Origin of the sequence: Bacillus sp. L381 (assembly GCF_030284525.1) — a bacterium.
GTDB classification, from domain to species: domain Bacteria; phylum Bacillota; class Bacilli; order Bacillales; family Bacillaceae; genus Bacillus; species Bacillus amyloliquefaciens.
In genome coordinates, this window is record NZ_CP127224.1 from 2,822,501 (window position 1) to 2,843,934 (window position 21,434).

The window sequence follows — 21,434 nt, forward strand, 5'->3', positions numbered from 1 at the left end:
GGAGAGAACCAGCTATCTCCAGGTTCGATTGGCATTTCACCCCTACCCACACCTCATCCCCGCACTTTTCAACGTGCGTGGGTTCGGGCCTCCATTCAGTGTTACCTGAACTTCACCCTGGACATGGGTAGATCACCTGGTTTCGGGTCTACGACCACGTACTCAATTCGCCCTATTCAGACTCGCTTTCGCTGCGGCTCCGCATCTTCTGCTTAACCTTGCACGGGATCGTAACTCGCCGGTTCATTCTACAAAAGGCACGCCATCACCCGTTAACGGGCTCTGACTACTTGTAGGCACACGGTTTCAGGATCTCTTTCACTCCCCTTCCGGGGTGCTTTTCACCTTTCCCTCACGGTACTGGTTCACTATCGGTCACTAGGGAGTATTTAGCCTTGGGAGATGGTCCTCCCGGATTCCGACGGAATTTCACGTGTTCCGCCGTACTCAGGATCCACTCAGGAGAGAACGAAGTTTTGACTACAGGGCTGTTACCTCCTATGGCGGGCCTTTCCAGACCTCTTCATCTACCTCGTTCCTTTGTAACTCCGTACAGAGTGTCCTACAACCCCAAGAGGCAAGCCTCTTGGTTTGGGCTGATCCCGTTTCGCTCGCCGCTACTCAGGGAATCGCATTTGCTTTCTCTTCCTCCGGGTACTTAGATGTTTCAGTTCCCCGGGTCTGCCTTCTCATATCCTATGTATTCAGATATGGATACCACTCCATTACGAGTGGTGGGTTTCCCCATTCGGAAATCTCCGGATCAAAGCTTGCTTACAGCTCCCCGAAGCATATCGGTGTTCGTCCCGTCCTTCATCGGCTCCTAGTGCCAAGGCATCCACCGTGCGCCCTTTCTAACTTAACCGTTAAAAAGAATCACTACGTGATATCTTGCATTACAATTGAATGTGAATTACTTCTGTTATCTAGTTTTCAAAGAACAACATCTCGAAGAATCGAATGATCCTTCAAAACTAAACAAGACAGGGAACGTTCTGTTTATAAGACCCAAGGTCTTATATTCCGTTAAAATCCTTAGAAAGGAGGTGATCCAGCCGCACCTTCCGATACGGCTACCTTGTTACGACTTCACCCCAATCATCTGTCCCACCTTCGGCGGCTGGCTCCAAAAAGGTTACCTCACCGACTTCGGGTGTTACAAACTCTCGTGGTGTGACGGGCGGTGTGTACAAGGCCCGGGAACGTATTCACCGCGGCATGCTGATCCGCGATTACTAGCGATTCCAGCTTCACGCAGTCGAGTTGCAGACTGCGATCCGAACTGAGAACAGATTTGTGGGATTGGCTTAACCTCGCGGTCTCGCTGCCCTTTGTTCTGCCCATTGTAGCACGTGTGTAGCCCAGGTCATAAGGGGCATGATGATTTGACGTCATCCCCACCTTCCTCCGGTTTGTCACCGGCAGTCACCTTAGAGTGCCCAACTGAATGCTGGCAACTAAGATCAAGGGTTGCGCTCGTTGCGGGACTTAACCCAACATCTCACGACACGAGCTGACGACAACCATGCACCACCTGTCACTCTGCCCCCGAAGGGGACGTCCTATCTCTAGGATTGTCAGAGGATGTCAAGACCTGGTAAGGTTCTTCGCGTTGCTTCGAATTAAACCACATGCTCCACCGCTTGTGCGGGCCCCCGTCAATTCCTTTGAGTTTCAGTCTTGCGACCGTACTCCCCAGGCGGAGTGCTTAATGCGTTAGCTGCAGCACTAAGGGGCGGAAACCCCCTAACACTTAGCACTCATCGTTTACGGCGTGGACTACCAGGGTATCTAATCCTGTTCGCTCCCCACGCTTTCGCTCCTCAGCGTCAGTTACAGACCAGAGAGTCGCCTTCGCCACTGGTGTTCCTCCACATCTCTACGCATTTCACCGCTACACGTGGAATTCCACTCTCCTCTTCTGCACTCAAGTTCCCCAGTTTCCAATGACCCTCCCCGGTTGAGCCGGGGGCTTTCACATCAGACTTAAGAAACCGCCTGCGAGCCCTTTACGCCCAATAATTCCGGACAACGCTTGCCACCTACGTATTACCGCGGCTGCTGGCACGTAGTTAGCCGTGGCTTTCTGGTTAGGTACCGTCAAGGTGCCGCCCTATTTGAACGGCACTTGTTCTTCCCTAACAACAGAGCTTTACGATCCGAAAACCTTCATCACTCACGCGGCGTTGCTCCGTCAGACTTTCGTCCATTGCGGAAGATTCCCTACTGCTGCCTCCCGTAGGAGTCTGGGCCGTGTCTCAGTCCCAGTGTGGCCGATCACCCTCTCAGGTCGGCTACGCATCGTCGCCTTGGTGAGCCGTTACCTCACCAACTAGCTAATGCGCCGCGGGTCCATCTGTAAGTGGTAGCCGAAGCCACCTTTTATGTCTGAACCATGCGGTTCAAACAAGCATCCGGTATTAGCCCCGGTTTCCCGGAGTTATCCCAGTCTTACAGGCAGGTTACCCACGTGTTACTCACCCGTCCGCCGCTAACATCAGGGAGCAAGCTCCCATCTGTCCGCTCGACTTGCATGTATTAGGCACGCCGCCAGCGTTCGTCCTGAGCCAGGATCAAACTCTCCGATAGATAGTTTGACTGACTACGCACATCACTGTGCGATTTATTTAAAACTTTGAATTAACAGGTACGTTTTGTCTTGTTTAGTTTTCAAAGATCATTACCGCTTGTTGAAGCAGCTTTATTATCTTACCACTCAGCTTCTTATATGTCAACAACTTTTTTCTAGTTGTTTTCGAAGCTTTTTGTTGTTGTCTGCTGTTCATCAGCGACGTTTAATAATATAACACCCTTTTGAAAATATGACAATAGTTTTTTTAAAAAAAGTCACCATTTATTTTCTTTCATACTTATTTCCGCTTCTCTTCTATAGAAAGATAAGCTCCTTGTGGTTTGGCATATTTTCTTGTATAGTAAGATTGAACTAAATACTTGATGACCACAAGGGGAGCATTAAAGCTGAGAGTGAACGTTTTGTTCTGACCCTTTGAACCTGTTAGTTAACGCTGGCGTAGGGATGTGGCAAAGCCAAATGAATTGCAGTTTTGTAAGCAGCGCTCGGACCTTTTCCCATCCTTCCCCGCGCTGCTTTTTTGTTTATCCTTGAACGGTTGTCTGACCAGGGGGAAAACTATGAATCATTCAGCACAGCTTGTGCGCTTAATTGAAATAGCGATAATGACTGGAGCGGCCGTCATTCTGGACATTGTGTCAGGTATGTTTCTCCGGATGCCCCAAGGCGGTTCAGTCTCTATCATGATGATTCCGATTTTTTTGATTTCATTCCGCTGGGGGGTGAAAGCCGGACTTACGACAGGCCTTTTAACAGGGATTGTCCAAATCGCCATCGGCAATTTATTTTTACAGCACCCGGTGCAGCTATTTCTCGATTATATCGCGGCGTTTGCGGTTCTCGGTTTCAGCGGCTTGTTTGCTTCCGGTGTCCGCGAATCGGCATTAGCTAAAAAAAGAGGCGCCTTAACTGCGTATGTTATAGGCGGCGTTTTTATCGGCAGTGTGCTGCGATATGCGGCACATACGGTTTCCGGAGCTGTCTTTTTCGGAAGCTATGCTCCGAAAGGCACGCCGGTCTGGATTTATTCGCTCGTCTACAACGCGACTTATATGATTCCTTCTTTTATCCTTTCGGCCATTGTCCTTATATTATTATTCATGACGGCTCCTCGGCTTCTTGAATCCAAGCGGGCGAACTGAAACAGCAGGCGGGTGTACGCCTGCTGTTTTTTTATTCAGGACTGTGTTCTTCTTTTGAATCTCTCAGTTCTTTAGTAAGTTCATTTATGCTTTGTTTTATGTTTCCTTTGCCTGAAAAATTCTCAATAAGCTCTTTTACATCGATTCCGGAAGATGCTTTCAGGCTTTCCTGAAGACCGGCCATCAAATTGGTTGCGTAGCCTGTGACTTTATTTGCTCCGCCGTTTTCACCGCTTCCTCCCGTATCAACAACGGTAATTTTATCAATGTTGGAAAGAGGAGCTGAGACTTGCTTCGCATATTCAGGCAGCATGTTCACAATCATATCAAGGATTGCGGCCTGCCCGTATTTTTCGAATGCTTCGGCTATTTTTTCTTTAGCTTCCGCTTCCGCGAGACCTTTCAGGCGGATGACTTCCGCTTCGGTTTCCCCTCTCGCCTTTTCAGCCTCCGCTTTAGCAAGACCGTCAATTCTCACGCGTTCCGCTTCCGCCTTGGCCATCGCTTCGATACTGTATTGCTCGGCATCCGCTTCTGCGAGCTGCTTCGCTTTTGCGGCTGCGGCCGCTTGTTCTACCGAATAACGGTCAGCATCGGCCTTTTTCTTCACTTCAGAGTCATATTGGCGCTCACGGCGCAGAATTTCTTTTTCTTCCAACTCAATTTGCTTTTGCCGCTCAATAATTTTAATTTGCATTTCCTGTTCTGTCACCTGCTGGCGGGCTTTTGCAGTTTCGAGGTCATATGCCTGGTCGGCATTGGCTTTTGCTGTGTCCTGCTCTCTTCTGTATTCCGCCATTTTCAACTGATTGATTTTTTCCGCTTCAGCTATCTCCGTCGCCCGCTCCAGCTCTGATTTTTTTGCGTCTTTATCAGCCGCCGCGCGTTTGATTCTCGTCTCTTTATCCGCTTCTGCCGTGGCAATGTCCGCATCCCGCTTGACTTGGGCAATTCTCGGCTTACCTAATGATTCGAGATAGCCGTTTTTATCGCGGACATCTTTAATTGTAAAGGAAACGATGATCAGTCCCATTTTAGCAAGATCCTGAGACGCGACCCGCTGGACTTCCTGAGAAAACTTTTCCCTGTTTTTATAAATCTCTTCAACAGTCATAGAGCCGAGGATTGAACGCAGATGGCCTTCAAGCACTTCCCGCGCCTCCTGTTCACGGTCTTCTTTAGATTTCCCTAAAAATTGTTCAGCGGCTGTTGCGATTTCACCGATGGAGCCGCCGATTTTTATAATGGCGGTGCCGTCTGCCATTACCGGCACTCCTTGTTCTGTATAAACCTCTGGTGTAGAGACATCCAGTTTGCTTGACAGTAAGCTGAGAGGTTCCGCCTGCTGGAAAACCGGCAGCACGAACGTTCCTCCGCCCCGGACGATTTTCAGGCGATTTCCGCCTTCATCAATGTGGACATTCTTACTTCCCAAATAACTCCCGGTCACGATGAGGGCTACGTCCGGCCCCGCCGTCCGGTACTTCGTAATAAATACAGCAATAAGTGCGATGAGTAAAAAGAATACGATTCCGATGACGATGATAATCGGCATAGTCATATTAGTTCCTCCTTAGAAATCAGATTGGTTCATGTGGCGTCACAAAAAGCACTCCGTCTTTTACGTCAATGACTAATACGGCCGTTCCGTACTTGATCTGTTCTTGATCAAAGCTGACCGCAGATTTAGAAATGGCGCCTCCGATTCCTTCTATTATCACTTCTCCATAGCCGTCTTTCGGAACGGAAGTAATGACCCTGCCGACTCTGCCCTTTAAATCCGTCTCCCGGTAAACGAGTGATTCTTCCGCTGATGAAAGCGGCACAAGGACGAAGAAGTGAAGCAGGCTGACCAAAAGAATTGAAAGAGCAAATGAAAGTAATGCAATGACAGGAATTGAAAGCGGAGCGGCGATTTCGCCGATGTAACCTGAGGCTGAAAAGATTGTCAAAAACGACAATATCAACGTTGGATTTAAAAATGAAAATGGAATGGCTTCCGAGAGGCCGTGAAAAACATCTTGAAAAAACAGAATCAAAAGCGTGAGGCTCCCCGCAATAATCAGTGTGTAAAGATAGATCGTTTCAAGCGGCAGATGAAATATGTCCATATACTGCCCTCCTTTCGGCCGGGATGTCGGAGTGTTACTTTATATACGGGCGGAAAGGAGAATGGTTTCAATTTTCTAACAATTGAGGCTGATTACATGATTATCCAAGGCGGATATGGTATGTTTACTCCTGAGGAGGAGATAGGATGAGCATTTTTAATGAAGCCAGACAGCAGACCTGGGAAGAACTGAAAGGACTCTCTGATGAGGAATTCAACCAAAAGCCCGCAGCTGATGAGTGGAGCATCCGGGAAGTGCTTGACCATTTAAAGAAAATTGACGAAACAGCACAGACTCTTTTATCAAAGCATGCAAAAGACGCACCGTTAAAAGAAATTGAAGAAAAACCGATGGAGTTTATCGAGGACAGAACAAATAAACGGCCGGCTCCGTCACACCTCGAACCTGAACAAAAACGCATATCAGTCATTGAAGCAAAACAAGAATTAGATACGGCAAGACAGCAGCTGACCGCCGTTATTTCATCATTAAACGAGGAAGACTTTGAACGTGTGCTTCCGCATCCCGTTTTTCAAGAACTGACAATCCGCCAGTGGATTGATTTTATCGGTCATCACGAAATGCGTCACATCAATCAAATAGAAGAAATCAAACAAAAAATCGAGAAGGTCTGAGTCAGACCTTCTCGATTTTTTTCTTGACGCGTTTCGGTTCATAAGAATGAATGTCGACCGGATCACCCGTGCATATGTCCCCCGGCCGTTCAACAATACAGACAATCCCTCTTCTGCCTATCGCGCGCCTTACAAACGCCGCAGCGAGTTTTGGCTGATCCGGATAAAAGGATTGAATGACTTCTCCCGGCTGAATGCACGGGTCATTTTCCCCCTCGCACAACAGAGACGCACCGCTTGGAAATATGATTCTGCTTCCTTCTTTAAGCGACGTTAGTGCAGAAAAACCGCTGATTGCGATATTCGCGCCGAGCCATTCGGGAAAGATATGAGAAATCCCCATCGCCTCCGCAATGTCATCACATTCCTCCATGGACACGATTGAAATTTGTCTCCGGTTAAAAATTTCCGTTCCTCTTTTATACATCGGCTCACGCGCGCCGGCTTTTTTCGTCAGTCCGAAATGCAGGTCACCTGGAAACCCGCCGTATTCCGCCCGAAGCTTGTCCATCTTTTTGGTAACAAATTGTTCCGTATCCGCTATATATACGCCTTCCGTCTTTGCCGTTATGCGCTTCCACACAATCATCACCGCCTTTTTCTTGACATTATCCTTAAAAAACCCCGCTCTGTAAAGGAGCGGGGTTCATTTATTATACTGTTTTCGGTGTTAAGTCAAAGCAGCGTTTGTAAATCCAGTTGTATGCTTTCTCATTCAAATCTCTTGGATTTCCGAATGTTTGCGGATCTTTCATCGCTTCTTTTGATAAGCGCTCAATCATATCCGGAGATACGCCTTGTTCTTCTAAACTCGGCACCTCTAAATCTTTTACAAGGTCGTACATCCAATTAACGGACGCTTTGGCCGCTTCTTCGGTAGTCATTTTGCTTGTATCGATTCCGAATGCTTGGGCGATGCGGGCGAATTTATCCGGATATCCTTTCCAGTTGTATTCCATTACCGGCCCCATCATAGCTGCGACGCATTGCCCGTGAGCGACAGGGATGATGCCGCCGAGCGTCTGGCTCATCGCATGCGCCGCGCCTGCTGATTCACTGCCGTATGAAAGTCCGGCAAGCATCGCCGCCTGCGCCATGCCGTATCTCGCCTCCAAATCCTCTCCGTCCGCAAACGCGCGCTTAATATAATGCGCCGCATATTCAATGGCCATTAAAGCCACGGCATCAGTGATCGGCTGCGCGAATTTCATCGTATAGCACTCGATGGCATGCGCGAGGGCATCAATACCTGTCATGGCCGTCACATGCGGAGGCATAGATGTGTGAAGCTCAGGATCTATGACCGTTAAATGCGCGGCGATAAGCGGTCCGCCCGTATTGAATTTAAATTCTCTTTCCTCGTCTGTAATGACCGCCCATTGCGTAACCTCTGAACCTGTTCCTGCAGTCGTCGGGATCGTTGTCAGCGGAGGAATACGGTTTTCCAGCGGTTTTTTGCCTTCCGCGGCTTCATAATCAAGCACGCTTCCTTCGTGTGTCGCTTCTACTCCGATCGCTTTCGCCGTATCCATCGAGCTTCCGCCGCCGACAGCCACAAGACCGTTGCAGTTTTCTTTTTTATACAGTTCAGATCCTTCGTTCACAAGTCGTACAGGCGGATTCGGCTCCACTTTGTTAAACAGGACGACTTCAATGCCCGCTTCCTGCAAGGATTCAATGACCGGATTTGCCACTCCCGCGTTATAAATTCCGGGGTCTGTTACGAGCAGCGCTTTTGTGACGCCAAGCGCTCTGACTTCTCTTCCCGCGTGCTGAATTGCGCCGATTCCGTGTTTAATAACTGTCGGGATTTCAAATGTATGGAATTTATGCATGCTTTCTACTTTCATATTTAATGTCATATTGTATCTCCTCCTTATTATGCTTTAAACCAGTTAACCGCTGCAGGTTTTGTGTTGCGGTAAATATGTTTGACTTCCGTGTATTCTTCCAAGCCGATTTTGCCGAGTTCGCGGCCGAAGCCCGATTGTTTGTACCCGCCCCACGGCGCTTGCGCGAAATACGGGTGGAAATCATTGATCCATACCGTTCCCATCCGCAGTTTTTGGGCTACTCGTTCGCATTTTTCAATATCCTTTGACCATACCGCTCCGGCCAGCCCGTAAATGGTATCGTTGGCAAGTCTGATCACTTCTTCTTCAGAAGAAAATGACTCGACTGTTAAAACGGGACCGAAGATCTCCTCCTGGACAATCCGCATATCAGACTTGCAGTTTGAAAAAATAGTAGGTTCATAGAAAAAACCGTTTTGAAGGGCGGGATCATCAGGACGTTTGCCGCCTGTTTCCAGTTTTGCCCCTTCTTCGATTCCGATTTCTACGTATTTTTCAACTTTGGCCCGATGCTCGGCGGAAATCAGCGGACCGCTTTCCGTATCTTCATGAAAACCGTTTCCTAATTTGATGCGTTTCGTACGCTTGATCAGCTCGGCTAAAAATTCATCATGAATCGCTTCATCCACTAAAAGCCGGGAGCCTGCCGAACAAACCTGGCCGGCATGGAAAAACACGGCGTTCAGCGCTTGATCTGCAGCTGTTTCAAGATCAGCGTCTTGGAACACGATATTCGGATTCTTGCCGCCAAGCTCCAGAGCGATCTTTTTCACGTTGCCGCTTGCCGCCTGCATAATTTTTTTGCCTGTTTCAATTCCGCCCGTAAAGGACACTAAATCGACGTCTAGGTTTCTCGCCAGCTCGTCACCGACAGAGGCGCCCGGTCCAAGCACAAGATTGGCGACTCCTTTTGGAATACCGGCTTCTTCTATTAATTGAAAGACTTTAATGGTTGTCAGCGGAGTAATCTCGCTCGGCTTTAAAACGATCGTATTTCCGGCCGCAAGAGCAGGAGCGATTTTCCAGCTCGCCTGAAGGAGCGGATAGTTCCACGGCGTAATTTGTCCGCATACGCCGATGGGCTCTCTGACGATTTTACTTACGGAATCAGGAATCGGAGATGAAATGACCTCGCCCCCGTCTTTATCCGCCAAACCGGCATAATACTGAAATACATTTGCGATATCATCCATATCGGCTTTGCTTTCTTCGATTGTTTTTCCTGTATCAAGCGATTCCAGCTCAGCTAATTCGTTCAGATCACGTCTGATTAATTCCGCAATTTTCAGAACAAACTGTCCGCGTTCCAGCCCGGAAAGCACCGGCCACTCCCCTTCATCAAATGCTTTTCTGGCTGCGGCGATGGCTTTCACCGCATCGTCCCGGTCTCCTTCACATACCGTTGCAATTTCTTCTTGATTAAATGGATTGATGATACGGCGGGTCTGCTTTTTTTCTGCACTGATCCATTCACCGCCGATATAAAGCGTTTTGCTCATAAGAGTCCTCCTTACCGAAAAGTAAGTTTGTTAAATAAAAATTTAATGTTTTTAACAATTTTAATTTAACATATGTTTTTTGACCTGTCAAAACCGGGCTTGTCCGTTTAGGTTTTGACATTTTGTCATGATTCGTTAAGATTAAGAACATAAAGAAATGACTTAACAAATTTAATCTTTGAGAGGAAAAGAGGGACAGTATGGATGAAAATCCAGAATTCGCAGCTATAGAACAAGCAAGGGATCTTGTCATTGATTCCATTGCCGAGACGATGGATCTTTACGGAATCACCCGGAGTGTCGGGATTTTATACGGAACAATGTATATGAGAGATGAAATGACGCTTGACGAAATGCGTGAGGAACTGCAGATGAGCAAACCGAGTATGAGCACCGGCGTCAAAAAACTGCAGGATTTAAATGTGGTCAAAAAAACCTTTCACCGCGGCACACGGAAGCATACGTTTGTAGCGGAAAAGGATTTCTTTACATTTTTCACGAATTTCTTCCCGCCGAAATGGGATCGGGAAGTTCAGGTGAATCTGTCCGCCATCGTACAGGCCCAGGCGGATTTGCAGGCTGTTTTGCTGGCAGAGGAAGGCAGCGCGGAATTACGGGAAGAAGCACGCCGGTTATATGATCAGCTTGAAAGCTCAAAAGCCTATTATCATTGGCTGAAGCGGCTCGCCGAATCGGTGCAGAGCGGAGAGATTTTTAAATTTATTCCGATAGAGACGGAAGAAAAAACGCCTGAATCGTAACCAGGCGTTTTTTTCTTCGTCATTTTTCGACGTGATTTGATTATTTTCGGGAAAACATAGGAAGATAACCCCATTTACTTCCATTAAAATTGATGGTAAATTTTTATAGGTATGATCGTTCTTTTTTAAGAACAATCAGCAAATTTTTTTTAGGGGGATTTATGAAAATGAAACACAAGTTTTTCTCAACTGTCATGGCAAGTTTATTCGGCTTGGTTTTACTTCTTTCTCTGCCGACAGCGTCATTCGCCGCTGAGTCAAGTTCAAACGTTCACGAGCCGGAAATGTCCACAAAGGCGACTGCTACATTATTTGCAAAATATACAGGTGCCAGCCAGCAGGAATGGTCATTTTCTGATATCGAATTGACGTACCGCCCGAACACGATTCTGAGCTTAGGCGTTATGGAATTTACCCTTCCAAGCGGATTTACGGCTACAACAAAAGATACAGTAAACGGGCATGCTTTGCGTGAAAGACAGATTCTGAATAACGGCAAAACAGTCAGACTTCCGTTAAACATTGATTTAATCGGCGCGGCGGAATTTAAGCTTTCTCTTAATAATAAAACGCTGCCTGCTGCAGGTACATATAAGTTCCGCGCAGAAAATAAATCATTAAGCATCGGCTCTAAATTCTATGCTGAGGACACGATTGTTGTTCAAAAACGCAGCACACCGCCGACACAGCCTTGCAACTGCAAATAATTGCAGAAACGGACCGGCACAAGCCCATCGCTTGTCAGCCGGTCTTTTTTTGTGCTGTTTTCTTTCTTCCGGCTCTCACATTGACAAACCTTTGAAACAGGAGTACATTCTTGTTTGTTGTATTTGGAGTGACGAAAACAGTTTCTTAAGGAGTTATGAGGATTGGGAAGAATCAAAAATAAACAATTTGCCGTCATCGGGCTCGGCCGTTTCGGCGGAAGCATCTGCAAGGAGCTTTTTAAAATGGGGCATGAGGTGCTGGCCATCGATATCAGCGAAGAGCGGGTCAACGCATACTCCTCTTATGCCACGCATGCCGTGCGGGCGAATGCGACGGAAGAAAGCGAGCTTCATTCGCTCGGAATCAGAAATTTTGAATATGTCATCGTGGCAATCGGCGCCAACATTCAGGCAAGCACGCTGACGACGCTCTTATTGAAGGAACTGAACATCCCTAATATTTGGGTGAAAGCGCAAAATTATTATCATCACAAAGTGCTTGAAAAAATCGGCGCTGATCGTATTATCCATCCGGAAAAGGATATGGGTGTGAGGATTGCGCAAAGCCTTTCGGATGAAAACGTCTTAAATTATATTGATTTGTCAGATGAATACAGCATCGTGGAACTTTCAGCCACGAAAAAGCTGCATTTAAAATCCATTCTGGAGCTCGGCGTCCGGGCCAGATTCGGCTGCACCATTCTCGCCGTGAAACATAATGGAGACATTCAGCTGACCCCTTCTCCGGAGACTGTCATCCACGAATGTGACTGCCTTGTGCTGATGGGGCATAAACGTGATATTAAAAGATTTGAAACTGAAGGAATGTAAAAAAGCCGGCGGGCCGCCGGCTTTTTATGTTTCTTCATTTAACTGGACGGCCGTTTGGTCAACCCAGCCGATCAGCTCGTCTTTTACCTGAAATTGATACCAGACGGATTCTCCGTTTTGCTTTTCGGATACGACTTTAATATGCTGGCCGGTAAACTTTTGTGCCGATGCCAGTTTAATAGAATGCTGCTCTTTCGACGGCTTGGACCATACGTCTTCAATGGCGTGTTCTTTGATGGCGCCTTTCATATCAACTGCTTTAAGAGAGGCATTGATTTTGTCAAATTCATTCAAGTTATATGTTTCAATGACATCTTTAATTTTTTCCGCATAGTCGGGGTCTGTGGCGTAGCCGGATTTTTGAAGGGCAGCCGCCGCTGTTTTATAATCGTCCGCTTCTATGACGGGTTTATACTTCTTTTTATTCCAAGACGTTCCGTTAACAAATAGTTTGGCGTGGTCATCCATGGATTCAAAAAACGTGTTGTATTTACGGAATTTTGCCCGAATCGTTTTTCGTTTTCCCTTTTCAAATTCATCCGTTTTCATCGTGACGTGTTTTCCTTTATAATCACCTTTTACACCGAACAGATTGCGCGCTTTCCCCGCAAGCTCACTGTTCCCCCAATCCGATTCGAGAATGGCCTGTGCGAGGGTGATGCTCGGAAGGACATGATATTTCTCATATAAAATCTGAGCATGCCCGGAAAGGCTGTCAATAAAGACCTGCTGCCCGTCCACTTCTTCTGGCGGTTTTTCTTCCGTCACTATGAATTTCGAAAACACCATAGATATCAAAAATAATCCGAATATTAGAGATACAGCAAAAAGGCATCCCAGCACCCTTTTGGTCTTAGCTTTCTTTTTCATATCAACCTTCCTTTAATTCCGGAATCACTAGATTTATAATTTTACTGTTCATTGATGAAAATTTCAATAAAATAGGGAAAAAGACCGAGGAAGAACACATTTCGCAAATAAAAAAGACCCCCAAATAGGAGTCTTTTTATTAAGCCATGCTCAGCTGAGGGCCGAACAATTCATATTGAACGGAATCAGAATCAAACCCGAGCGCAAGAATCATGTCTTTCATCTGCGTCATAAACGATGCTGAGCCGCACAAGTAAAATTCAGTATCTTGATTCAGGTGAAGCTGTTCTAAGAAGCTTTGATCAATCCGGCCGCTGTAAAAAGGCTTGTCTTCTGAGCGGTCTTGTTCTGACGGCTCACTGTATACATAAATGACGTTATGATTCGGATTGTTCGCCGCAGCTTGCTCAGCCTCTTCACGGAACGCGGCGTACTCTCCGTTTTTCGCGGCATGAATAAAAGTAATGGAACGCTCCGGCTGTTTTTCGGCTGCTGTTTTCAGCATGCTCATCATCGGCGTGATTCCGGAACCGGCACTGAGAAGGACAGCCGGTTTTTCGGCGGAAGACAGCTTGAAATCTCCGGCGGGTGCGCTCACTTCAAGTTTATCTCCTTCTTGAACTTCATTGTGGAGATGAGAAGAAACCGCTCCGTCCTTTTTCACAGAAATCCGATATTCGCCTTTTTGGGAAGCATCAGACAGGCTGTATTGGCGAATGTGCGTATAAGGAGAATCCGCAATGCGCACTTTAATGCTGATATATTGTCCCGCTTCAAATTCAGGAAGCGAAGAGCCGTCACTCGGTTTAATATAAAATGATGTGATATCTTTGCTTTCTTTCGTTTTCTTTATAACCGTAAATTCTTTATACCCCTGCCATCCGGCCTCATGGTACATATCTTTTTCAATGCCGATGAAAGCCTCCGCAATTACGCCGTACGCTTTTTCCCACGCCTGCATAATATCCGGAGTTGCGGCATCCTGCAGCACATCCTTAATCGCCAGAAGCAGATATTTTCCGACAATCGGATAATGTTCCGGCTTTACCCCGATGCTTGTGTGTTTATGGCCGATCTGTCTGACCGCCGGAATGATTTGCTCTAATTGATCAATATTCGCCGCAGCCGCAATGACTGCATTTGCCAATGCCGCGCGCTGAGTCTGTTTCTTTTGGTTAGTTTGGTTAAACATATTTAACAGTTCGGGATGATCTTGAAACATCAGGTTATAAAAGCGTCCGGTGATGTTTTCTCCATGTGTTTTTAATACGGGTACTGTGCTTTTGATGATGTCTATCGTTCTCTCATCCAGCATGTTAATCCTCAACCCTTCTAAAGATGTATTTTTAATATATCTTTATAGTAAGAGATATTTCGAAAAAAAGATATATCTAAAATGAATCTTTAAAAAAGCCGTCACAATATTGTGTTCAATTTGGAATTTATGGGTTCTGGTTCCTTTTCTTCACCCGCTGAAACAGGGACACATATACTTGGAAATATACGTTTTAAGATGAAAGCAGAGGAGATCGCATGGTTTCTTATATGGATTACACGTCTCCTAATACACAGTTCACTTACGATGTGAATGAGAGCCGTTTTTTTACTAAAGATCAGCGGAACTTTATCAATGTATTGGGGATTAAACAGTTAAACACGCTTGAAAATATTTCATTATTAGATATCTTTCTGAGCAAGACAAATGTGATTGAACCGCATACCCATCAAAACGCCGCTGAATTGGTGTACTGTATTTCGGGTTCCGCAACGGTGTCAATGCTGAATCCGTTCACCCAGAAAATACAAAATTACCCGATTACCCCTGGACAAGTGGCGAATGTTCCGCAGGGGTGGTGGCATTATGAGATCGCCACTTCAGACAAAACCCATCTTTTAGCCATATTTGACGCTCATACGCCTGAAGTGATTTACGGCTCGGATATTCTCCGTCTGACGCCACCTGAGGTTATGGCGCATACGTATTGTCTGAATGAGCATGAATGGGAAAAAGCCGTTTCTCCGATCCGCAAATCGACTGTGATAGGTCCGGATCAATACTGCGGGCAATCTGAAAACACGGATATTTACGATATGAATAAGCCTTATCAGCCAAATACGCATTATCCGAACGATCCGTATCGATATTATCCTCAGCCGTTATATTGGGGATATTAAGGGCGGCGCATCCCTCTTTGACAGAAAAAGCCCTTCTCATTGGAGAAGGGCTTTTGACATTACGGTCCGGTTCCGCAGCTTACTTTGTACATACCTTCGGATGATTTTTTCGAATAACATAATTGCGGCGTCTGTCCGGTTTCATCTTTCCAATCGAACCAATTTACATAATAAAGATTCCCCGCCTCATTGTCGTCTTCTTCTTTATGAAGAATCGCAAAGTAACTTTGATACGGATATCCTTTTTTATAAATTTCATGCCTGATTGCTCCTGTTTTTGAAGCAGACGTGAAGACGACAGGAGAAAGAACCGGAAGCGCCGTTAAAAAAAGCGCCAGTACCGCTGAAAGAGATAATATAAGATGGATTTTCTTTTTCATTTTTCTCTGATTCCTTTATTTCGTAATGGAGCAGTATATAGAGGCTGCTGGAGAGGGTTGAAAAACAAAAAAACCCTTATAGAATAAGGGTTTAAAGGTATGGAGCCAAGGGGGCTCGAACCCCTGACCTCTACGCTGCCAGCTTCACGTATTTGATTTCCGGTAAGTCAACCGGTTAGTCATTACGGAAAGTCAAGCGTATCAACGTTTAGTCACCGTTTAGTCAATCGTCTCTTATTCAATTATACGATGTATGTGCACTACGCCGCAAGTCCGAACTGGGTTACGCTGTTTCAAACGCCTGCCTCAACCGATCCATGAGCGATCCGCCACGATTTAACCGCGCCTTAACCGTCCAAGCCGCCTTCCGGAACCCTGCGTATAGGTAATCGTCGAAACGTCTAATTTCGTGTGATTTCGCTTTCATAATCATTGCGTGCCACGCTTCAACGAAAGGCGCCGCATGTTCTTCGAGTCTGATCGCTCTGTCTACGCTTGCCTTAGCGCGAAGTAAAATCCCGTAGTATTTATAAATATCGTCTGCGTCAAAGTAGCGAGACATCGCGTTAAATATTTCGTCAGGCAGTGCGCCTTTTAACGCTTCAGCCGGTACAGTGGCCGTATCTAATACGTTATTTTGGTTTTTAGAACGCTTAATAGAAACCGATGGTTCGTTTTTCGTTTTTGGTGCCGCGGCCGTTGTGTCCGTTGACTTTTCAGCTTGTCCGCGATTGGACATTGTCGACTGGTCATTGGCGGCTTCACTGGCGCTATTTACGGGCAGGATCACGATTATATTCGCGCCCTTCCCTCCGTTTATCTTCCGAGTTGTGGCGATTTTCTTAACGATGCCGAGCGTTGCCAATTTATTCAGGGCCCGGCGCGCAGTCTTGACGGACTTACCTATGAGATCCGCCAACGTTTCCGCCTTCAGGTGAGCCGCCCCGCTAAACTTGACCGCATACCGGGCGATCTTCTTCAGCGCTTGACGGTCGGTTTCGTTGAGATCGTATGTATTGCGCTTGATGTGTTCGTAGACTGCCGCGTTTAGGGCAGCCGTTGAATCAAACGTCTGATGCTCCGTTAAATAATGCATAACACTTCCGCCTTTACGTATATTTGTTAATACGTATTTTACGCATAAGCGTATATAGGCGTCAATCAAAAATTACGTTTTTGCGTAAATTTCTTTTTTACGTATTTACGAAAAGTGTTTTGCGCATTATAATAAAATAAAAATAGACGGAGGCTGACGTATGAGGCGAGTGGTTTTACGTATCGATAAGTTAATGGAAAAGCACGGGCTAAATCAAGGCGAGTTTTCGGAAAAGGTCGGAATCCGTCCCGCAGCAATCTCGCAGTTATCCCGGAACCATGTGGTCCGTATTTCAATCGAACACTTGGATCGAATCGTGAATACGTTTGAAATCGACGACATCAGCGAGATCATAGAAATTATTTCCGATTGATAACCGAACACATATTCGCATATAATAAATCCGGAAGTGTTCGGCATGACTAGCGATAACAAACTGTGGGCTTCGAGTTTTATCTTGCCGGAATTACGTGAAGGATTTCAGCGACTGGCCGAGGCGAGGCTAAAAGTAGAGAAGCCACAACTGGACTCGCAACAGATCGAAGATATGGAAGTGACGGTCGCACAATCTATGGAGGTTGGCGCAGATTTGTCGTTCGAGATTTATGACGACGGATACATACGTGAGATAACCGGCGCAGTGCATTACGTGGACCACATACGGAAGGAATTTCGTGTGAAGGACGGTAATGGCGATACTAATTTCGTGAGGTTTGCGGATATCATAAACGTAAAAAATGCCCCATCCGTTTAAGGACGGGGCTGTTTATCATTTCGTAATTCCCTCTCGCGCTTTCATCAAACGGAGATCATTTTGTATTTCTCTAATGTAATTAGAATCGGATTCCTTGTGATGTAAAATACGAGACAATCCAATGAGTACGCTACCAAAGAAGGCCGACCCTAAAAAGGAAGCCGCGGCGTAAATCCATCGTAGCGGATGTGGCTCAGCGTACGTATAACCTTCCGACAATCCCGGCGTATATGTTTTTAATCCGAATCCAAGATACAAAAACGCGATAATACCTACTGCAAGTATAGCAAATCCAACGTATTGAATAAATTTAACCAAATTCCACGCCTCCCCTATTCGTAGTTAAATTATACTATCCGACCATCTTTTTCCGCAATAGTAAACGCGGATGCCTACGTCTTCATACGCAAGCACCCGCATAAAGTTCCATTAATTTATTTCGTAGTTCCCTCTCGCTTTGTTCCGATTTCGAAAAGACCTGTCGCAGCCAGACCCGCAAACCCGCCGGCCCACAAACGCAGCACCAAGTCGAGGTCCGTAAACGGGTAGGCGATCGCGCCCAATCCGATACCAATGACGAAACTGAGAGCCGGCACAATATTCGTCGGCAGCTTAATCGTCTTCTTAACGAGTTGAACGAGCGCCGTTAAGATTGGCGCCAATACTGTCGCGAAAATTAATACTTCTTCCATAATTATCGTCTCCCTTTTCGTTTACTTTACTGTTGCGCCTGTGGACTTCGCAGCATAAACGTTTACCTTTCCGAACTGATCCGTCTTGATCGTGTACACGTCGGTCTGCGGATTTCCGAGAACCTCGTACTTCAGGCCGCCGAATTTCTTAGGGCGCAATAAGCCGCATTCGTTCCCTTTGACTGGCGCTTTGTTGGTCGGATAGATGCGCCATGAGTCGGCAGAAGCCGGAAGGTAAACGTATTTCTTACCGCTGGATGACGGTTTAGAAGAGCCGGCCGCCCCCGTCAACTTTAACACTTGGCCGACCGTAATCTTATTCGCATTCTTAATCCCATTATATGCTTGTAACTTCGCCATACTGACGCCAGTTTTCACCGCAATTTCGGACAAAGTATCGCCTTTCTTAACGGTGTATGTCGATCCAGATGTTTTGACCGGCTTGCTTGCGGAAGCCTTGCCGCCAAGTGCTTTAAGTTCCGCAGCAATTGCCGCCTTCACCGCTTCCCAACGGCCTTCCGATAATACACGATGCGGACAATACTTACCGGACCAGTCTTGGTGTTTGCGTAGACGATCGATTCCCCATCCGCGTTCCTTCAGTAATTGCGCGATGAACTTGATCGCAAGCGCCTCGGCTTTTTCATACCGTTCGCCGCCTGATTTCGAGTAGCAAACTTCGACACCGATAGACGTACGGTTCCCGGAGTTAGGACCGCTTCCGTCTCCGCAGTGAAATGCGTTGCGATTCGTCGGAATGCCTTGAACGACTTCCTTATCGTCTACCGCAAAGTGGTAACTCGTTGTGATAGAATTGCCTATCATATATCGAATCTCTGCATCCGCTGATGCGTCGTTGGCCGTATTGTGGAACGTAATGTACTTCGCATCCATTGCATCCGGACACTTAATCGTGTACTTACCCTCTGACACTAAATTCTTACGTACTGAAATCGCCATTAAATCGTCCCCTTTTCGTTTTTTGTATTAAAAAAGCCCGCCGGGACTCTCACCTGACGGGCGTGTTGCGTTATTCTCTTCCGCGAAACTTCTCCTCAAGCCTATCGATCTTATCGATGATGACGTCGTACTTATCGCTAAACTTATCGAGTAAGTCTTGTAGCCGCGATTCACGTTCACGGTTCGATTTCATGACGTAAATCAGCAGCCACGTAAAAAGGACCGCGAACGGTCCCTGCGTTAAAAAATATTTGAGTACGTCTAATTCGCCCCCGCTCAATAACTACGCCCCCTGTCCGCTCACTTTTTCGTTACTTCCGGTAGAGTCTTCGCTGGGAGGCGCGTTGGGATCGTACGGTTCGCCGGTAATCTCTTCGTATTGTTCCGGCGTGATGCGGCCAACCGCAACGACATCATAAACTTGTTTTTTCGTCCATCGACCCGTTTCGTAAAACCCTTTGATATACGTGAACCAATCTATCATATTATGAGCCTCCCATCGCAATTAGATAGTATAGATCCGCGACCTGTTGAGACAGGACTTCAATTTCGCTCGGTTTTGGTGCAGGGGGTTTTACACTGTCGATATAATCTTGTGTTGCCGCCTCAACCCAAACGCCCTTTTTAGGATCATATTTCGGATCGTATAATCCGGCAGGGATTAACGCCGTTGTGCAATTTAGAGGAAGTTTCTCGCCTGCCTCCGTATTTATTTCAATATCCGCTTCGCCATCATATTTGAAATTCTCATCGTAGAAAAGAACGTGCACGTTCATCGCCTCCATTACCATAGTGGAATCCCGATATTAAAAGATACTCGCGTAACACTCGCCGAGTCGGTTGCGGAAAGACCGTCAAACCGTAATTCGCCGTCCGTCGTAAATGCGAACCGCGCCGTCCCGTAGGATCCAATCGTAGGAACGACGAAGTCTACGAGCTGCGTCGGCTTATACGTGAATTTCGCTACCGTCGTACCGGCGGCCGGGAGCGAGCCGAATGTGCCTCGCAGTTTAATTTCGTTATTCGCAACGGAAAACTTGAACGGATATCCGGTGTTTTGCTGTGCTCCGTTAATCAAGGTAACGTTATTCCACGTCGCAACCCACGGACTGTTCCACTTGTCTTTATCCGCCTGCACAACGTGAATGTCCGTTCTGTTAGCGTGAGCATCTACCTTTGATTGCGCCCCTTCTACCGATTCGAGCTCGCGCCACGACGTCCATGAATCCGAACTCGCAACCTTATTACGCATAAATTTCCGCCGGCCCGAAAACGTCGAATCGTTACTGCTATAGGACGTGTATTCCTGATATGCGTACGTGCTGTAGTTATTGACGATAAGATATCCGTTGTTATTTACTGGGGCGTTTAATGCCATCGTTGCACCGCTCATATAATAGAAGCCGGTATCTGTCACCGTATTAAAATCGACGCCAGTCATGTACTTTGCCGCGCCAGTATCTTGCGTCAATTTAAACAACTGCGAACCGTTCCACTTGTCCTTCTCAACCTGCGAAGTATGACGAATGCTATTGGAATCATGGGCCCGGAATTGGTCGAGAGGCGCCTGCTTAACGTTGTCGACGTTACTAAGCCCGATCTGCTCCTTCGTCACTGCGTGTGGATTATCAGTCCGAGCTGCGTGTTCGTCGGTATACGCTTTGCTATCGGTCAAGGCCTTATCTGCTTTTTCCTGCGCACCGTCCGGCGTCTCCTGCTTCACATTCTCAACGTTTCCCAGACCGATTTGCGATTTCGTTACACTATGCGGATTGTCCGTCCTTTTCGTATGAGTGTCCGTATATGCCTTCGCATTCTTTTCCGCAGCATCCGCTTTTGCTTGCGCCCCTTCTTTCGTTTCAATATTTTCAAGGTCTTCGAATTTCTTGCGCAGCTCTTCGACTGTTTCGACCACTTCGTCGTATAAGTCGTTGATTTGTTGGCGCAGCTCTTCGAAGTCATCGACGTAGTATTCCGCCAATGGTACGATGTCCGTATCAATCAGCGCCTTGTCGATAGTAAACGAAAACTTATGGACGGAAAGTGCCTGCTTATTCGCGTAATAAAGATAAAGTTCCGCCTGCACATCGCCGCTATGTCGGATCTCTTCGGCCGTTAAAATGTGCTGCGCAATGCCTTCGACTTTATCCGTGATCTCTACGCTTCTTATGAACCGGCTGCCGTCCGCCATAAACATGACCAGCTTTCCGGTAACAGCAGACAAAGGCAATGGAACGCCGTCCTTTGTTAACGAGAAGATCAAACGCGACGTATCGATGTCTTGCGTGCTGAACTGTATGGCAGTTTTTATATTCGTTTTAGTCCGGCTCGTCACCTCAAACGCAATTGGTGCGTTATTGTATATCACTGCAAAA

Annotated in this window: 24 protein-coding genes, 2 rRNA genes and 1 riboswitch (1 of these 27 cut by a window edge); of the genes, 8 read left to right on the forward strand and 18 right to left on the reverse strand. The window is 46.7% G+C overall.

Features of this window, described 5'->3' with window-relative positions; all coding sequences use genetic code 11:
• Positions 1–865 (reverse strand): 23S ribosomal RNA (locus QRX25_RS14465) (it extends 2,065 nt beyond the left edge of the window).
• Between the two features lie 174 nt (positions 866–1,039).
• Positions 1,040–2,589, reverse strand: a 16S ribosomal RNA gene (locus QRX25_RS14470).
• Together the 16S and 23S rRNA genes form the textbook arrangement of a ribosomal RNA operon.
• A gap of 365 nt (positions 2,590–2,954) precedes the next feature.
• A riboswitch (TPP riboswitch) is annotated at positions 2,955–3,055 on the forward strand.
• Positions 3,056–3,153: 98 nt separating this feature from the next.
• Between QRX25_RS14470 and thiT the strand changes: the two genes are divergently transcribed.
• On the forward strand, positions 3,154–3,735 hold the full coding sequence (gene thiT / locus QRX25_RS14475; RefSeq protein ID WP_014470856.1) for an energy-coupled thiamine transporter ThiT: 582 nt from the start codon (positions 3,154–3,156) through the stop codon (positions 3,733–3,735).
• 31 nt (positions 3,736–3,766) lie between these two features.
• Here the strand turns inward: thiT and floT are convergent, their stop codons facing one another.
• Positions 3,767–5,296 (reverse strand): flotillin lipid rafts scaffold protein FloT, encoded by a 1,530-nt coding sequence (floT, locus tag QRX25_RS14480; protein ID WP_065982155.1) that lies wholly within the window; start codon positions 5,294–5,296, stop codon positions 3,767–3,769.
• A 19-nt stretch (positions 5,297–5,315) separates the two neighbouring features.
• Positions 5,316–5,846 (reverse strand): NfeD family membrane protein, encoded by a 531-nt coding sequence (locus QRX25_RS14485; protein WP_115998342.1) that lies wholly within the window; start codon positions 5,844–5,846, stop codon positions 5,316–5,318.
• Positions 5,847–5,992: 146 nt separating this feature from the next.
• On the opposite strand from QRX25_RS14485, the gene QRX25_RS14490 reads away from it, so the two are divergent.
• On the forward strand, positions 5,993–6,481 hold the full coding sequence (locus QRX25_RS14490; protein ID WP_115998341.1) for a DinB family protein: 489 nt from the start codon (positions 5,993–5,995) through the stop codon (positions 6,479–6,481).
• Position 6,482: 1 nt separating this feature from the next.
• Here QRX25_RS14490 and QRX25_RS14495 read toward each other — a convergent pair whose 3' ends face one another.
• The 3 genes from QRX25_RS14495 to betB all read right to left on the reverse strand — a co-directional run bounded on the left by QRX25_RS14495 (position 6,483) and on the right by betB (position 9,833).
• Positions 6,483–7,064, reverse strand: a complete 582-nt coding sequence (locus QRX25_RS14495; RefSeq protein WP_115998340.1) for an MOSC domain-containing protein — start codon at positions 7,062–7,064, stop codon at positions 6,483–6,485.
• A gap of 70 nt (positions 7,065–7,134) precedes the next feature.
• Positions 7,135–8,343 carry a choline dehydrogenase gene (gene gbsB / locus QRX25_RS14500; RefSeq protein WP_115998339.1) on the reverse strand — a complete coding sequence of 403 codons (1,209 nt, stop codon included), beginning with the start codon at positions 8,341–8,343 and terminating at the stop codon, positions 7,135–7,137.
• A gap of 17 nt (positions 8,344–8,360) precedes the next feature.
• Positions 8,361–9,833: a betaine-aldehyde dehydrogenase gene (gene betB, locus QRX25_RS14505; RefSeq protein ID WP_115998338.1), complete on the reverse strand. Its 1,473-nt coding sequence runs from the start codon at positions 9,831–9,833 to the stop codon at positions 8,361–8,363.
• A gap of 200 nt (positions 9,834–10,033) precedes the next feature.
• On the opposite strand from betB, the gene gbsR reads away from it, so the two are divergent.
• From gbsR to ktrA, 3 genes are all read left to right on the forward strand, one after another.
• Positions 10,034–10,594 carry a transcriptional regulator GbsR gene (gene gbsR, locus QRX25_RS14510; protein ID WP_045509640.1) on the forward strand — a complete coding sequence of 187 codons (561 nt, stop codon included), beginning with the start codon at positions 10,034–10,036 and terminating at the stop codon, positions 10,592–10,594.
• 167 nt (positions 10,595–10,761) lie between these two features.
• Positions 10,762–11,301 carry a biofilm surface layer hydrophobin BslA gene (bslA, locus tag QRX25_RS14515; RefSeq protein WP_065982911.1) on the forward strand — a complete coding sequence of 180 codons (540 nt, stop codon included), beginning with the start codon at positions 10,762–10,764 and terminating at the stop codon, positions 11,299–11,301.
• 162 nt (positions 11,302–11,463) lie between these two features.
• The gene (gene ktrA, locus QRX25_RS14520) at positions 11,464–12,132 is read left to right on the forward strand and encodes a potassium uptake protein KtrA (RefSeq protein WP_115998337.1); all 669 of its coding nucleotides are present in this window, start codon (positions 11,464–11,466) and stop codon (positions 12,130–12,132) included.
• A 24-nt stretch (positions 12,133–12,156) separates the two neighbouring features.
• Here ktrA and QRX25_RS14525 read toward each other — a convergent pair whose 3' ends face one another.
• Together QRX25_RS14525 and hmpA are read right to left on the reverse strand one after the other, a co-directional pair.
• Complete coding sequence (locus QRX25_RS14525) at positions 12,157–13,002, reverse strand: glucosaminidase domain-containing protein (protein ID WP_065982161.1); 846 nt, start codon at positions 13,000–13,002, stop codon at positions 12,157–12,159.
• Between the two features lie 139 nt (positions 13,003–13,141).
• Positions 13,142–14,317, reverse strand: a complete 1,176-nt coding sequence (gene hmpA, locus QRX25_RS14530; protein ID WP_212098827.1) for an NO-inducible flavohemoprotein — start codon at positions 14,315–14,317, stop codon at positions 13,142–13,144.
• 218 nt (positions 14,318–14,535) lie between these two features.
• Between hmpA and QRX25_RS14535 the strand changes: the two genes are divergently transcribed.
• Complete coding sequence (locus tag QRX25_RS14535; RefSeq protein WP_212098830.1) at positions 14,536–15,177, forward strand: cupin domain-containing protein; 642 nt, start codon at positions 14,536–14,538, stop codon at positions 15,175–15,177.
• Positions 15,178–15,236: 59 nt separating this feature from the next.
• Here the strand turns inward: QRX25_RS14535 and QRX25_RS14540 are convergent, their stop codons facing one another.
• Positions 15,237–15,557 carry a YjcN family protein gene (locus QRX25_RS14540; protein WP_212098833.1) on the reverse strand — a complete coding sequence of 107 codons (321 nt, stop codon included), beginning with the start codon at positions 15,555–15,557 and terminating at the stop codon, positions 15,237–15,239.
• A 283-nt stretch (positions 15,558–15,840) separates the two neighbouring features.
• Positions 15,841–16,653 (reverse strand): helix-turn-helix domain-containing protein, encoded by an 813-nt coding sequence (locus QRX25_RS14545; RefSeq protein ID WP_212098835.1) that lies wholly within the window; start codon positions 16,651–16,653, stop codon positions 15,841–15,843.
• 160 nt (positions 16,654–16,813) lie between these two features.
• Here QRX25_RS14545 and QRX25_RS14550 point away from each other — a divergent pair, with 160 nt between their 5' ends.
• Both QRX25_RS14550 and QRX25_RS14555 read left to right on the forward strand, forming a co-directional pair.
• Positions 16,814–17,026 (forward strand): helix-turn-helix domain-containing protein, encoded by a 213-nt coding sequence (locus QRX25_RS14550; RefSeq protein WP_029973246.1) that lies wholly within the window; start codon positions 16,814–16,816, stop codon positions 17,024–17,026.
• Positions 17,027–17,071: 45 nt separating this feature from the next.
• Complete coding sequence (locus tag QRX25_RS14555) at positions 17,072–17,407, forward strand: YolD-like family protein (RefSeq protein ID WP_212098837.1); 336 nt, start codon at positions 17,072–17,074, stop codon at positions 17,405–17,407.
• 15 nt (positions 17,408–17,422) lie between these two features.
• Here the strand turns inward: QRX25_RS14555 and QRX25_RS14560 are convergent, their stop codons facing one another.
• The 7 genes from QRX25_RS14560 to QRX25_RS14590 form a co-directional block, all read right to left on the reverse strand.
• Positions 17,423–17,725, reverse strand: a complete 303-nt coding sequence (locus QRX25_RS14560; protein ID WP_212098839.1) for a hypothetical protein — start codon at positions 17,723–17,725, stop codon at positions 17,423–17,425.
• A 116-nt stretch (positions 17,726–17,841) separates the two neighbouring features.
• Positions 17,842–18,099: a holin gene (locus QRX25_RS14565; RefSeq protein ID WP_212098841.1), complete on the reverse strand. Its 258-nt coding sequence runs from the start codon at positions 18,097–18,099 to the stop codon at positions 17,842–17,844.
• 21 nt (positions 18,100–18,120) lie between these two features.
• On the reverse strand, positions 18,121–19,059 hold the full coding sequence (locus tag QRX25_RS14570) for an N-acetylmuramoyl-L-alanine amidase (RefSeq protein WP_212098843.1): 939 nt from the start codon (positions 19,057–19,059) through the stop codon (positions 18,121–18,123).
• Between the two features lie 70 nt (positions 19,060–19,129).
• Positions 19,130–19,339, reverse strand: a complete 210-nt coding sequence (locus tag QRX25_RS14575; RefSeq protein ID WP_045509347.1) for a BhlA/UviB family holin-like peptide — start codon at positions 19,337–19,339, stop codon at positions 19,130–19,132.
• Between the two features lie 3 nt (positions 19,340–19,342).
• The gene (locus QRX25_RS14580) at positions 19,343–19,543 is read right to left on the reverse strand and encodes an XkdX family protein (protein ID WP_212098844.1); all 201 of its coding nucleotides are present in this window, start codon (positions 19,541–19,543) and stop codon (positions 19,343–19,345) included.
• A gap of 1 nt (position 19,544) precedes the next feature.
• The gene (locus QRX25_RS14585) at positions 19,545–19,844 is read right to left on the reverse strand and encodes a YomQ N-terminal domain-containing protein (protein WP_373925720.1); all 300 of its coding nucleotides are present in this window, start codon (positions 19,842–19,844) and stop codon (positions 19,545–19,547) included.
• The gene (locus tag QRX25_RS14590) at positions 19,844–21,427 is read right to left on the reverse strand and encodes a BppU family phage baseplate upper protein (protein WP_249199251.1); all 1,584 of its coding nucleotides are present in this window, start codon (positions 21,425–21,427) and stop codon (positions 19,844–19,846) included. The genes QRX25_RS14585 and QRX25_RS14590 overlap by 1 nt, the downstream gene beginning before the upstream one ends.
• Between the last annotated feature and the right edge of the window lie 7 nt (positions 21,428–21,434).

Coding starts and splice junctions, on each gene's coding strand:
- thiT (WP_014470856.1), top strand. CDS start 3,154: ATGAATCATTCAGCACAGCTTGTGCGCTTAATTGAAATAGCGATAATG.
- floT (WP_065982155.1), bottom strand. CDS start 5,296: ATGACTATGCCGATTATCATCGTCATCGGAATCGTATTCTTTTTACTC.
- QRX25_RS14485 (WP_115998342.1), bottom strand. CDS start 5,846: ATGGACATATTTCATCTGCCGCTTGAAACGATCTATCTTTACACACTG.
- QRX25_RS14490 (WP_115998341.1), top strand. CDS start 5,993: ATGAGCATTTTTAATGAAGCCAGACAGCAGACCTGGGAAGAACTGAAA.
- gbsB (WP_115998339.1), bottom strand. CDS start 8,343: ATGACATTAAATATGAAAGTAGAAAGCATGCATAAATTCCATACATTT.
- betB (WP_115998338.1), bottom strand. CDS start 9,833: ATGAGCAAAACGCTTTATATCGGCGGTGAATGGATCAGTGCAGAAAAA.
- gbsR (WP_045509640.1), top strand. CDS start 10,034: ATGGATGAAAATCCAGAATTCGCAGCTATAGAACAAGCAAGGGATCTT.
- bslA (WP_065982911.1), top strand. CDS start 10,762: ATGAAACACAAGTTTTTCTCAACTGTCATGGCAAGTTTATTCGGCTTG.
- QRX25_RS14525 (WP_065982161.1), bottom strand. CDS start 13,002: ATGAAAAAGAAAGCTAAGACCAAAAGGGTGCTGGGATGCCTTTTTGCT.
- hmpA (WP_212098827.1), bottom strand. CDS start 14,317: ATGCTGGATGAGAGAACGATAGACATCATCAAAAGCACAGTACCCGTA.
- QRX25_RS14535 (WP_212098830.1), top strand. CDS start 14,536: ATGGTTTCTTATATGGATTACACGTCTCCTAATACACAGTTCACTTAC.
- QRX25_RS14540 (WP_212098833.1), bottom strand. CDS start 15,557: ATGAAAAAGAAAATCCATCTTATATTATCTCTTTCAGCGGTACTGGCG.
- QRX25_RS14545 (WP_212098835.1), bottom strand. CDS start 16,653: ATGCATTATTTAACGGAGCATCAGACGTTTGATTCAACGGCTGCCCTA.
- QRX25_RS14550 (WP_029973246.1), top strand. CDS start 16,814: ATGAGGCGAGTGGTTTTACGTATCGATAAGTTAATGGAAAAGCACGGG.
- QRX25_RS14555 (WP_212098837.1), top strand. CDS start 17,072: ATGACTAGCGATAACAAACTGTGGGCTTCGAGTTTTATCTTGCCGGAA.
- QRX25_RS14565 (WP_212098841.1), bottom strand. CDS start 18,099: ATGGAAGAAGTATTAATTTTCGCGACAGTATTGGCGCCAATCTTAACG.
- QRX25_RS14570 (WP_212098843.1), bottom strand. CDS start 19,059: ATGGCGATTTCAGTACGTAAGAATTTAGTGTCAGAGGGTAAGTACACG.
- QRX25_RS14580 (WP_212098844.1), bottom strand. CDS start 19,543: ATGATAGATTGGTTCACGTATATCAAAGGGTTTTACGAAACGGGTCGA.
- QRX25_RS14585 (WP_373925720.1), bottom strand. CDS start 19,844: ATGGAGGCGATGAACGTGCACGTTCTTTTCTACGATGAGAATTTCAAA.